This is a genomic window from Tissierella simiarum, assembly GCF_018917865.1.
Taxonomy (GTDB): domain Bacteria; phylum Bacillota; class Clostridia; order Tissierellales; family Tissierellaceae; genus Tissierella_C; species Tissierella_C simiarum.
Map to the genome: position 1 here is coordinate 14,474 of NZ_JAHLPM010000020.1, position 12,573 is coordinate 27,046.

At 34.1% G+C, this 12,573-nt stretch carries 16 protein-coding genes; 4 read left to right on the forward strand and 12 right to left on the reverse strand.

Annotated elements, in window-relative coordinates; translation table 11 throughout:
- Positions 1-237 precede the first annotated feature (237 nt).
- Positions 238-402 carry a transposase gene (locus KQI42_RS17660; protein WP_216521692.1) on the forward strand — a complete coding sequence of 55 codons (165 nt, stop codon included), beginning with the start codon at positions 238-240 and terminating at the stop codon, positions 400-402.
- Positions 403-556: 154 nt separating this feature from the next.
- Entirely contained in the window at positions 557-811 is a 255-nt protein-coding gene (locus KQI42_RS17665; RefSeq protein ID WP_343231718.1) for an ATP-binding protein, read from the forward strand.
- Positions 812-1,048: 237 nt separating this feature from the next.
- Here the strand turns inward: KQI42_RS17665 and KQI42_RS17670 are convergent, their stop codons facing one another.
- From KQI42_RS17670 to KQI42_RS17715, 10 genes are all read right to left on the reverse strand, one after another.
- Positions 1,049-1,753, reverse strand: coding sequence for a hypothetical protein (locus KQI42_RS17670; protein ID WP_216521693.1), 705 nt, complete (start codon positions 1,751-1,753; stop codon positions 1,049-1,051).
- 234 nt (positions 1,754-1,987) lie between these two features.
- On the reverse strand, positions 1,988-2,536 hold the full coding sequence (locus KQI42_RS17675) for a Fic family protein (protein ID WP_216521694.1): 549 nt from the start codon (positions 2,534-2,536) through the stop codon (positions 1,988-1,990).
- Between the two features lie 125 nt (positions 2,537-2,661).
- A complete protein-coding gene (locus KQI42_RS17680) occupies positions 2,662-3,066 on the reverse strand; it encodes a hypothetical protein (RefSeq protein WP_216521695.1) in 405 nt (134 codons plus the stop codon).
- A 183-nt stretch (positions 3,067-3,249) separates the two neighbouring features.
- Positions 3,250-3,507: a hypothetical protein gene (locus KQI42_RS17685; protein WP_216521696.1), complete on the reverse strand. Its 258-nt coding sequence runs from the start codon at positions 3,505-3,507 to the stop codon at positions 3,250-3,252.
- 3 nt (positions 3,508-3,510) lie between these two features.
- Positions 3,511-4,566 carry a DNA cytosine methyltransferase gene (locus tag KQI42_RS17690; protein ID WP_216521697.1) on the reverse strand — a complete coding sequence of 352 codons (1,056 nt, stop codon included), beginning with the start codon at positions 4,564-4,566 and terminating at the stop codon, positions 3,511-3,513.
- A complete protein-coding gene (locus tag KQI42_RS17695) occupies positions 4,553-5,215 on the reverse strand; it encodes a DNA cytosine methyltransferase (protein WP_216521698.1) in 663 nt (220 codons plus the stop codon). Before KQI42_RS17695 ends, KQI42_RS17690 begins: the two co-directional genes overlap by 14 nt.
- 2 nt (positions 5,216-5,217) lie before the next feature.
- Complete coding sequence (locus tag KQI42_RS17700) at positions 5,218-5,568, reverse strand: DUF7768 domain-containing protein (protein ID WP_216521699.1); 351 nt, start codon at positions 5,566-5,568, stop codon at positions 5,218-5,220.
- Positions 5,569-5,588: 20 nt separating this feature from the next.
- Positions 5,589-6,500: a conjugal transfer protein TrbL family protein gene (locus KQI42_RS17705; RefSeq protein ID WP_425519799.1), complete on the reverse strand. Its 912-nt coding sequence runs from the start codon at positions 6,498-6,500 to the stop codon at positions 5,589-5,591.
- A gap of 105 nt (positions 6,501-6,605) precedes the next feature.
- Positions 6,606-7,214 (reverse strand): hypothetical protein, encoded by a 609-nt coding sequence (locus tag KQI42_RS17710; RefSeq protein ID WP_216521701.1) that lies wholly within the window; start codon positions 7,212-7,214, stop codon positions 6,606-6,608.
- The gene (locus KQI42_RS17715; RefSeq protein WP_216521702.1) at positions 7,201-7,620 is read right to left on the reverse strand and encodes a hypothetical protein; all 420 of its coding nucleotides are present in this window, start codon (positions 7,618-7,620) and stop codon (positions 7,201-7,203) included. Before KQI42_RS17715 ends, KQI42_RS17710 begins: the two co-directional genes overlap by 14 nt.
- A 391-nt stretch (positions 7,621-8,011) precedes the next feature.
- On the opposite strand from KQI42_RS17715, the gene KQI42_RS17720 reads away from it, so the two are divergent.
- Both KQI42_RS17720 and KQI42_RS17725 read left to right on the forward strand, forming a co-directional pair.
- A complete protein-coding gene (locus KQI42_RS17720; RefSeq protein ID WP_216521703.1) occupies positions 8,012-8,845 on the forward strand; it encodes an AraC family transcriptional regulator in 834 nt (277 codons plus the stop codon).
- Between the two features lie 79 nt (positions 8,846-8,924).
- Positions 8,925-10,262 (forward strand): MATE family efflux transporter, encoded by a 1,338-nt coding sequence (locus KQI42_RS17725; RefSeq protein WP_216521704.1) that lies wholly within the window; start codon positions 8,925-8,927, stop codon positions 10,260-10,262.
- Between the two features lie 80 nt (positions 10,263-10,342).
- Here KQI42_RS17725 and KQI42_RS17730 read toward each other — a convergent pair whose 3' ends face one another.
- Together KQI42_RS17730 and KQI42_RS17735 are read right to left on the reverse strand one after the other, a co-directional pair.
- Positions 10,343-10,684: a DUF3852 domain-containing protein gene (locus tag KQI42_RS17730; RefSeq protein ID WP_216521705.1), complete on the reverse strand. Its 342-nt coding sequence runs from the start codon at positions 10,682-10,684 to the stop codon at positions 10,343-10,345.
- Positions 10,685-10,709: 25 nt separating this feature from the next.
- On the reverse strand, positions 10,710-12,401 hold the full coding sequence (locus KQI42_RS17735; protein ID WP_216521706.1) for a DUF8193 domain-containing protein: 1,692 nt from the start codon (positions 12,399-12,401) through the stop codon (positions 10,710-10,712).
- Positions 12,402-12,573: the final 172 nt, after the last annotated feature.

The following is a 12,573-nucleotide window of genomic DNA, read 5'->3' on the forward strand; positions in this document are numbered from 1 at the left end:
TACTATATGGTACCATTTAATATATAGATAAATATTAGATAGGAGAGGTTTAATTCTAGAAAAGTAAAACATATGTGATGCAGACCTCTGATAAATTTCCCCGAATAATGCTGTAGGTTTTTAAAATTACTAATGATTATTTTGTCAGGGAGGAAAATGAATAGGTTACAATAAACTAGACAACTAAATTAAGGTCATGTAAACTAATATCAATATATTAAAAGGAGAATCGTTTATATGACAAAAGGAGAAAGAAGAACCTATACCCCTGAGGTCAAAGAACAAATGATGAAACTATACGAAAGTGGTAAGTCTAAGAGTGATATTATGGCTGAATATGACTTAACACCTACTGCCTTTAATACTTGGATAAAAAAGAAGCCAAACAACTGGATCTTTTAAAGAAAAAGATAATCGTTCTCCAGAAGAAAATGAACTAATAAAGTTAAGGAAAGAAAACCAACAGCTAAAAATGGAAAATGATATTTTAAAGCAAGTAGAAACAACTATGGTACTAGAAAAATTAAAGTAGAACTTAAAAAAACTGTCTAAATTAGTGTTGACAATCCATATTTCTTTTGATAAAGAAAGAAGTGAATTACTATTTATATTTCTCTCCCTTCGGACAGAGAGAAAATCTACGATAATTACCACTAATTTATCATTTGACAGATGCAATGAGATCTTTAACGATGCGGTTCTAACAGCTGCCTTAATATATAGATTAACCCATAAATCTTATGTAATAAATATGAATGGTGACTCTTATAGAATAAAAGGAACTAGAGAATGGTTAGAAGAAACCAATTAATTTTTTTACCCTAAATGATACACTTTTCGATTATTATATGGTACAGATTTCAGTTGACAAATACAGTATTTTCTTTTTTACCATATTATTATCTTGCCTCTCTTTCTTTTTTGACATCAAAAAGCCCTGCACATTAATGCAAGGCTCTAATATATATAAGTTAATATATAATTTATTCAGTTTTTTCTTAACTACAAATTCAAGATTATACTCATAATTTCATTTATAAATTGGAATTTAGAGTGCGTTCCAAATGAAACAAAAGACAAACACACAACCCCAAGCATTTCCTGTTTTCTTTTTCACTATCAACATTCCATAGATTGATATGAAAGTAGTGACAATTTCAATAATGCCCCAAAACGAGGTATTGAATGGATGAAACAAAATGCATACTACAGCACAAGTAATAGCACCTATGTCTAACCATTGATTTTTTGAAGGATATCTGCTGTTTAGTTTATCACTTATTACACTATAATTAAATCCTTCAAAAAAACCCCAAACTACAGCAATTAAAGACATTCCTAAAATGTTAGTTGGAAATCCGCTTTTAAGTACATCGTCAGCAATTAAAATACCAAATGGCTGATACCCCTCATATTGTCCTGAAACAAAAATATAACACAAATACGGAATAAAGCAGGCAACTGACCCTATGATAGATTTAAACGTATTTCGTTTTACTAATCCAAATAGTGAAAACTTTTCTTTTCGTAAAAGGCAAACAACAGTAATTCCCAATCCAGCTACACCAAACTGAGCACTAGCGCTAAGTAACAAACGGGAAAGCACTGAATTTTCAGGTTCTTTCACATATGCTATAAGTTGATTCCCTATTACCGCATAACATAGAAACACACCAAATGTTATCAACGCAATAATCCATATATCAATATCTAATCTTTTCTCTTCTTCTAAAGAAAGTTGTTTTTCTGCCATATTATATCTCCTCCATAAATTCCGATTTATCTATATCCTATATATTTTTCTGCTTCACATTGTTTCTGTAATACCTTTTACTCCATCTTCATTTCATTATTATCCTTCTCAGGTTTAGGTAGTGATATATGAAGCAATCTTAAAAAATCTTTTTATGACTCTTGTTCCCTTTCTGCAATAAAATTAATAAATGGTTTATCATCTTCATGTGCTTTTTCTAGGAGTGAAATATATTCACTTCTTAAGATTGGAGGAATTAGCGCTGGCAGATATCCATCTTGTATTAGTGCTGTATTCATGTAGCCTTGCTACCCTTCCGTTTCCGTCTTTAAATGGATGAATAAACACAAACTTCTTATGAAGAATAGCTGCAAATTCGACAGGATGATATTTTTTTCTTTCTGTAGTTATCCATTTACATAAGTCCTCTATTTCACTTTGGATATTTTCTACTTTGGTAACTGGATAGTTAGATCCTGATATAAATACAGGAATGTCACGATATTTCCCAGTAAATTCTTCATCAATATTTTGATAGAACAGCTTATACAAATAAAGAATATCCTTTTCCATAATTTCCTTATTCCCAAGCAAAGTAAACATATGGTCATATGCTTTTGCATGATCTACTGCTTCAAACATATCTCTTAAAGGTCTTCCCCCAACAGTTAAACCATCCTCTATTAAAACTTTAGTCTCGCTTTCAGTTAGTGAATTACCCTCTAATGCATTAGATGTCCATGTTAATCCAACGCGATAAAAGTCTTTTATCTGCTTTAGCATTTCACCTTCAAATGGTCCTAACTCATTAATGGTATTTTTAGTATAGTTTTCATAATCCTTTAATTATACGAATTGTACCATATACCATTTATCAAATAAACTCATATTTTCTATCTCTACTTTATTTAATCATTGAAAATTACCCACCTCTCCTCATCATAATCTTCATATTTTTCCGTTGTTACATTCTGCTCATAATATACTCCAAGTAATCTTTTAATATCCTGATTATCAGCCCTTCTGGATTCAAATCCTTGATCTTTTAAACTCTTTTCAATTCTTGCAAGATAAGGAAATATATTTAATTCCTTTTCATCCTTTAGTCTTATTATAACTAGAAACTCTCGGGCAGTTGCCATCTGTACCTGCATTCTATCAAGGTTAATGCTATCTTGTTTTAGTAAATTTCTTATAACAGGATTTTGTTCCATCTCCATTCTTCTTTTTAAATACTGCTTATTATCATCAAAGTTTTCCTTTGAATTAAGGCATAGCATTTCTATTTCAGCTATTCCTTTTAGTACTGTCATAAGGGCATAAATTCTAGCTCCTATACTTTCATCAGATAATACTGAGATATTAGTTGGATGAATAATAAAATATACAAGTTCTCCCTAAGGAGTCTTAGTACTAAAATCTGTGATTTCATCTATACCAATAAGTTCCCTTGTAGACTGCTTTTGTTTTTCTTTTTTCTCTGCTTTCTCCCTACTTTATAACCTCCATTCAAATACTTGTTGTTTTAAAATAAAAAAGGCACAAGCATATCGAATAAAATTTAGTATGCTTGTACCTTCAAATTGTATGGTTAAAAAAGCATAAACTACTGTTATTACAATTGGTGGCATAAAACCTAGCTGTACTAAAACAAATACAGAGACAAGAAATCCTATTCCAATGACTCCAATGTCCTTAAGTTCCCATAACCATAATGTTGCTTTAGCCTTTAAATTATCTGGATACATATACATCCTTTACTCAGCCCCCTCTTCTTTAAACTTTCTTAGAAAATAAGCAATCCCCTGCATAATAAAATCTACACAAGGGATTGCTACACTGTTGCCTAATGCCTTATATCTTGCACTATCTGATGCCTTTTTAATATTAGTCCATCTATCTGGAAATCCTTGAAGCCTTTCACATTCCAAAGGAGTCAGTCTTCGAACTAGTTTTTTTGTAGTTACTAGATTCTCACTTCCTCCCCCACTATCTCCTCCTGCTCTAAGGGTTGCACAATCTTCTTTATAATTGGCGAACTCTGATTGTCCGAATATCATCTTTTCATAACCTATAATACATTTATACCCCAGGGTACCCTCTCTTGTTGCTTTGCAACAGTTCACCTTGTCTTGACTTACATATTGATCGCTACTTCCTTTTTCGTCCCCTACACACAATGTACCTACTGTTTCTTGATAGGTTTTAGGTGGAAAACAAATAGCATGAATATCACTTGTGGTAAGGGTATAACTTATATCTTCTTGGAATCCATCCCCATTTCCACCATTATAAACTTGTCTGCCTATAATATTTCCTGAAATACAATAACTTTCTGGAATAATAGGTTTTGATAATAAAGGTACATTATTTCCACCTGTTCCGTAGGTTGCTACTATTGTTGGTGCAACCTTAAGCGGTCCATTATATCTGCAGTCTCTTCCATGATTATCAAATAAAGAAGGTGGATTTTCTATTACTATGGGCAAATTTCCACCCATGCTAGCTCGTAAAGTAGAAGTAATATTTTCTGTTATATCCATTCGATTACCACACTGATCATTTAGACATAACATAGATTCTGTAATAAATGTTTGCATCTGCATATTTTGTGTTGCCATTAAAGCACCTGATATTCCGTTTAAGTCAATTCCTTCATTACGTTGATTAATATGGTATGCCTTATGTTTAATGGATATATCCTGATTAAAATCTTGTTCTGTTATCTCAAGTCCCACTTGAATTTCCAAAGCTATTTTTAATTGCCTTGGCAATTCCTTACCCCTTAACTTTGCCCTTCTAAGTATTCCCAAACAAGCTTTCTTGCTCAAATAATATTTTGGGAGCGGTGTGTCCTCCAAAATCTGCCACAAGAAAGATTCTTTTACGTCTTTGGGCGACACCCCAGTATTGAGCATCGAGAACTCTCCAAGCAACGGAGAATTCATATCCCAATATGCACCCAGCAGATTTCCATATCCCTCTCGGAGGTCTAGGTATAGATATGGTGCTGTCTGCAATTCTTGGGCTTTCTTCAAGTACCGCTTGGAAATCTTCTCCTCCTGTACTTGAGAATGCTCCAGGGACATTTTCCCAAACGAAGTATCGAGGTCGTATAAGGTCATTTGCTTTTCCTTCTCTTCCATCTTTACACCTCATTTCTTTTGTGATTCTAATTTGCTCCATAAATAGTCTTGAGCGTTCACCAGCAAGTCCTGCCCTCGTGCCTGCCACAGATAGATCTTGACATGGTGACCCGCCAGTAATGATATCAACAGGAGGCAATTCTTCTCCTTTTAATTTTGTGATATCACCAACATGGACCATATCAGGAAATCTTATCTTTGTCACTTCAATGGGAAAGGATTCTATCTCACTTACCCATATAGGAATGATTCCATTATTAACAGCAGCAAGGGGAAATCCTCCTATCCCATCAAAAAGACTCCCTAAGGTAATCATTTTTACATTCCTAACCTTAAGAGAGTCTGTTCTTTTGCTTTCATATTAAGATGTGTAATTCCTTTTATAGGAATTCCTCTTTCTCTTGCAAATTCAATTTCTTCGAACATCCCACTGGAAATATTATCACCGAATGCCCAAAGCTCATCGCATTTAGCCAAGACTTCCTTTCTTAAACTGATTCCCAATTCTCTTTCTTCTGGATTATTATCATCTAAAATCTGAGGATAGAGAAGATGAGGACAAAAAAAGGCATTACCTTCATTTAACACATATCGGCAAGCCTGTTTCGCATACTCTATATTCTTTTCTATATCTCCTTTATATGGAGATGCAATAAATATTAATTTCATATAACCCTCCATTTAAACTTTTATTTTGGTACTGCTTGTACAATAGTTTTTGTTGTATTAACCGCTGCCTGTGCTGTATAAACTGCACTCATTATATTAGCCTTTGTAGATGTATCCAGTCCAAATGCTCCAGCAATCCTTGGTACTTCTCCTGCTGATAGCATTAAGCCCAGTCCTAATAATGTATGATCTTTTACTACCATTAGTCCAGCTGTCAATATAGTTGCCTGTAGAAAGGTCGTAAGACAAAGACCAATTATTTGCTTACACCATTGAATAAAGCCATCAATGTAGCCACGAGGAACAGAAAACATATAAAGGCTTCCAACTGCTATTTGTATTAATAAAATTCCACCTCTTTTAAGGTTAGCAAAGAATACTTTAATCACTGCATAACCTATCAGAATAATAATAAACAGTGCCATAAAGGGACTCGTTATTATAGAAAGTCCACCAAATATTCCTGAACTACCGACACTGGTAACATCCCCTGTATTATTTAATGTTGTAATAATATTTGTTGCAAGTTCACCTATTCCAGTCCCATAGCCTGTGATACCTGCAGTTAAACTCCCTTGTAAGTTAACAGATAATTTATATAGTTCTATTGGTACAATTGTAAATAGACTTACTGCCATAAATCCTTTTATTGCATTTAAGCCCGCATCTTTAACACTGCCTCTTCCATTTTGATATTCAATTCCTGTTTCAAAGCAAGATACTACAAGACCTATTCCATATAGTGACCAAGCAAGATAAGAGAAGAACAGAACAATTGACTTAACCCAGCTCATCTCAAAGAGTTCCACTCCCATATTCCCCATATTAGCAAAGAAATCAGCAAGGAAACCTACAATTTGTCCATATGCCCAGTCTATAATTTGATTCATAACATCACCTAATATAAAATCCCATATAAATATTTTTATCACCTACTTTCAAAACAAAAAAGACACATAGTTTTTATGCTATGTGCCAGTGTAATTAACCTAGTCAAGTTTTCTACTTAATCTTCTTATATGAGCTTACCCAAAGAGCTATATAAACAATAACTCTTCTGACCTATAAATATTTATTAAACCATCAGTAATGATTGAACCATTTATTGTTCTACAATATGGGCAGATTATATCTTTTGTATTTTTATCTCCTTGTATATCCGTATAATCTACTTGATAAACAAATGTTTTCTCACATTTGCTACATTTTTTCCAATCATAATCTTCTAATATTTCTTTATCCATTTTTTCATGAACCTTTAAGTATTCTTGAATGTTATCTCGAATTAAAAATAAATCACTTAACTTTGAAGAATATAAGTTTATTTCGTATCTACTATTTAACCATAGATACAACTTTGATTCACTTCTATCACCCCATGAAATCATATTCCTACATTTTAATAATATAGTTTCTATTTCATCTAACACTCTTTTCCTTATATCTATTATCTCTTTAGGTAAATCTTGTAATTTACTTTCAAATAATTTATTAATCATTAGATCAATATCTTTTTCAATACTAATATATTCTTTTCTAACCTCATCATTTTTAAGATCCCAATCTGGATATTTTTGTTCAAATTCACTCCATTTCGTTTCTATTTCTCTCTTTGGAAGTTCAACATCAAAGTTAACATTTTGCATCAGGGGTTAACTCTATATGTTGAATATACTCATTTCCAAAAAAGTTCATTAATTTAGCATATTCTTCTTCCCAGTAATAAACTTTATTATCTTGTTCCTCTTCAATCAAATCTATAATTTTCTTTTTTACGCCACGTATTTCGCTCCACGAACTTTCAGAATATTTATCAATATAATCAACTAATTTAGAATACTCTCTTTTGTAATCCTCTTCCAATTTACTATTAGATTTTTGGAGTTCTAATTTTACAACCTCTGGAATTAATAATGTTACAACACCTTGTTTACATAGAAGATTTAAGTCTTCTAGTTGACTAGGTGTATCATTTTCTTCTACATTATCATTTGCCATCACTTCTGTAAGTAAGTTAACATATACGTTTGTATCAATAGACACATATATCATTAAATCACCTCTTTTTTTAGTTTTTCAATCTTATTTTAAATAAAATTTCTATCCTTCAAATTTAACATAATATTATTCTTTTTTCTGCATAATCTCTGAAATTAAAATTTTGATTTAAATAATTATACCAAGTTAGCTGTATTAAGACAACTTGGTATAACTATTATAACTCTACATTCCTAATATTGTCCAAAGTATCCTTGCAAAAGGACGGTGAGCGAAAATTCGCTCACCAATTGCTTAAACCTGCTGTTTGTTCATATTTAAAAGTTGAAGTAAAGTCTTTACTATGGTAAAATTACTAAATACTATTCAGGGGTAATTGAGCTCTATGAATTCATTGATATACCCATTTACAAATAACTGTGTTTCAAAAATAAAGGGAGGAAAAATGATAACCAATGAATATATAAATCGTGCAATAGACTATATCTTAAATCATATCAATGAAAATATATCTGTTGATGAGATTGCCTCTCATTGCAATTTTTCAAGATATTACTTTTCCAGAATATTTAAAATGGAAACTGGAGAAAGCATCTATGAATTTATCAAACGAGTGAAAATGGAGCAAAGTGCGTTTCGCTTAAAGGTTGAGAAAACTAGAAGTATCACCGATATCAGCTGTGATTACGGTTACAGCTCATCGAACTACAGCTCTGCTTTTAAGCAACATCACAATTTATCTCCAAGCGAATTTCGGCGTAATATTACGCAAAAATCTTTAGCAAACCCAATATTTAGTGATGCTGATATAGGGTTAGAGTCATTTGAGGAGTGCAACAAAAAAATCTCCATAGAAGTTCTTGAGGATTGTCCTGTTATATATGAGCGGCATAAAGGAAATTATGGGGACTTATCGGTTCATTGGGGAGCATTTCAAGAAAAATATAAGGAATATATCACCGAGTTAACATTGCTTCTTGAGCGTACCTATGATGACCCGTCCATTACCAATATAGACAAATGTCTATATGACATCTGCATGACTGTCCCAGAAGGCTGTAAACTTGAAAATACCTATATGCTAAAAGGTGGAAAATTCGCTATTTATCACTTCAAAGGTTTGGTAAAACAGATATACACTTCTTACCAAAGCATTTTCAATGTGTGGTTGCCACAGAGTAACAGTGAAATTGATGATCGCTATGGCTTTGAAATTTACAGAAAGATAGACTGTGATTCCATGTATATGGAAATTGATCTTTGTATTCCAATCAAATAAAGCACAAAAACAGAAGTATTTTTCTTTTCTTTCCTTTATCCTTTATGGTATGAACAATGGATATAGGGAGGAAATGAAAATGAATTTAGAGAGCATTCAAAACAACAAAATCAAAACAATTTTGCAATTTTCGATTCCATCGATTATTGCAATGATGCTGACCTCGCTGATTACGGTTACCGATGGTTTTTTTATCGGAAACTATGTGGGAAAAGAAGGTCTTGCTGCGGTTAACTTAGGGCTGCCGATTGTCTATTTATACCTTGCAGTGGGACTCATGGTGTCGGTAGGCGGCGTGGCAATCGCCGGAATGGCCCTTGGCGGTGGAAATATCAAAAAGTGCAACAGTGTTTTTAATCAGACCATGTGTACGGCAATGGTTTCGGCCGTCCTGCTCAGCGTCATCATGTGGCTCTGTCTTGACCCTATGCTTCATATCTTAAATGCTGATGCACAGGTGGCGGGATCTTTCAAGGACTATTACGGCATTATGCTTCTGGAGCTTCCGATTATGGTGATAAACGCATCCTTTGGTATGTTTATCAGAGGAGAGGGTAAGCCACAGTATTTTATGCAGGTCAACATTTTAAATGTGTTGCTCAATATTCTGCTTGACTATTTGTTTGTCCGCTGGTTTAGCTGGGGTATAAAGGGTATTGCTATTGCCTCCTTGCTTGCAGGTATTGTTACCCTATTGTGCATTCTTTACTTTTTCATCAAAAAGTCAAGCGTGTATAAATTTCGTAGATTTGATTTTTCGGGGGAGGTGCTGGGCAACACACTCCTCAATGGCAGTTCGGAATTTATCGGTGAAATGTCGCTGAGTATTTCTATGTTTGCCTATAACTATGTGATACTAAAAAATATCGGCATAGACGGTGTGACTGCATTTACCATCGTGGGTTATATTGCCTATATCTTTAGCATGGTAATTATCGGTTTCGGACAGGGTGCAAGCCCACTCATCAGCTTTGCTTATGGTGCAAATGAACATTTGCTTGCAACAAGCCTGCGTAAGATAACCAACTTCATGGTGCTGATTTCGGGGGTAGTGGTGCTTTCCCTCGTGTTAGTTGGTTCCGGGTGGTACAGTAGTTTGTTCGTTAAAAGCGAAGTCGTGGAGCAGATGGTGCATTCGGGGGGAATAATCTATGCCGTTTCGTTTCTGTTTTCAGGAATTAATACAATTTCCTCTTTTTACTTTACCTCGATTGGCAGAGCAAAAGAGTCAGCCATCATATCTTCTGCACGAGGTTTAGTCATTCTGCTGATTTGTATTTTTACCTTGCCACCGCTGTTCGGTATGACAGGAGTATGGCTTGTCGCACCAATTACAGAAGTGCTTACCTTACTTTTGAGCTTGTTTTTTATAGGAAAAGAAAGCAAAAACAGATCACGCAGATTAGAACAAGATTGATATTTAATCCGTGCACACCAATCTTACTAACATCCAAGTTGAGCCACTACATCTTTACATGGTGTAGTGGCTCTCGTTTGTTATAATCCAAGTATCGCCCAAATATATGCTGGTGCAGTCAAAGTAAACACTAAACACGCAAACAGAATTGCAGGTGCTGCCCACTCAAACTGCCCATGTTTTCTATAGTCAAAGTAAGCCATCCAAAGTTTAGCAAAGAAAAACACTGCTAGAATAAGATCTATTGCTGGGAATACTACTTTATTTACTACTGTCTTAATCTGTTTAGATGCATCTCCCCAGATACCTTCGATTGCACCCGCTACATCTCCTGAACCTGCTGCAAAAGATGTTATACTAAATAATAAAGTAATCATTAATATTATGCTGATAGCTAATACATCTTTCTTATATAACTTCATAAAAACCACCTTTCTTTTTCTGTATTTAAGGTTTTAGGGGAGCAATATGCCAATCTTGCCATAGATTTCCCTTTATGGTGAGTGAGTCTGTAAGATTAATAGAAAGCATCCCATCAGGAGTCCATGCATCTATAAGCCAAGTATTCACCATATATGCTCCATCTGGCATCCATATAGGAGTAAAATGTGTACGATTCTTATATGTGGAATACTTATTTTTCTTAAATTCAAATTTCGGACTTGAACCACTAGGTGTGCGATCTAACAACCTCCAATAGGTTTCATATTGAAATTCTGGGAAGTAAGAAACAGCATTTTGAGGATAGGTAATTGCAGAACTTTGATTACTACTCACATTGCATGTTACTAATTGATTAATGCCATATTCACTTTTAAAAATACTTCCACTTCCAGTAGGGTTCTTACTATCATTTGTAATTCTCATGTCAGCAGAAAGTCTTGCACTATATTGGTCAAGGTCAAATTCCCACCACCCATGATCACACCAATCCCCTGAGTCCTCACCTGTACTATGCCATACCCAATATTCCTGCCACCAAGGAATCCATATACTCCAGTTGGCTATTGTTTTCTGCACTCTATTTGGAACAGGAGCATAGGAAAACGAGTCATTTCTATCATCTGCTACAGGATTTGGTGGTGGGTTTTTATCTAGATCAACAATCTTTACATTAATAGTTGATTTAGTTGTACTTCCAGGACCATGAACAGTTACATTAATAGTCATATTCTGCTCTGTATTTGGCGTTGTCCATTTTACCCATACAAGTTGTGAATCTCCTCTTGGATAATAAACATTACTTACATTATAGGTTCTTCCATCAATGTCAAAACTCACATAGGTTGGATTATCAAGGTCAGATTGTCCTCCACTTATCATTACTGATGTGATTACTTCAGTATTTACTCTATATTCATAATCATATGTGCTAACGATTGGTTCTTCTGGTTTTTCTGTAAAGCGAACAATTCCAAGCCCAAAAGAAGATTTTATATCTGCATTTGATGCTGGAGTTGATGTACTACCACCCCATGCAGGGTATCCCAAATCTCCTATCTCTAAAAACATAGCAAGGGGCAAGTTCTTATGAGATAAGGACACCATCTTACTTCTCAATAATCCATTTACCTGTTCATCATACATGGCAGCTTCCGTTGCTGTTGTAACAACCATAACCCCTTGAAATGTATAATATGCCATAGGTTCTAGGAGTAATTTATAATCTCCACCAATTAATATATCATAATCCATTCCTGTACGAGATACAATTGAACGAATAACCTGCTCATCTGTAAAATAGCTTTTTATAGCCTCAATATTATTTTTCCCATCTGTACTTACTATTTTAGAGATGGACTGTGAAGGATTTATAAAAGAATATGCCCCTTGGACAGGTGATAAGTTTCTGCCACTGTTATACTGAATCTTAGATACCTTTCCAAAATGAAACATAGTTGATGGAGGTTGTTTATTAGTTAAATCAATAGGTACAGTCACCACTGAATGATCACTTGCACGAACTACAGTCACTCTCACTCCATCATATCCAGGTGACCATTTATTGTCACTTGTACCACTTCCCATTCCTCCACCGCCTGAATCTATGTTTCCATCTCCAACTGCAAGAACAGAAATAGATATCATTAAGTTAAATACCATTAGAAATGTTATCAATAATATTAATATTCTCTTCATGGAATCTCCTTTATGCAAATAAAAAAGAGACGAAGCCTTTCGATCATTAGTTGACCGAAGACTTCGCCTCTTCTATTTTCTGTATATAGTTTTGGAGTTATATTAAATAAATGCATCAAGGTTTTTACATATTAATGTATTTGTTTTCTGTATTAATGATAAGAGAGATTCT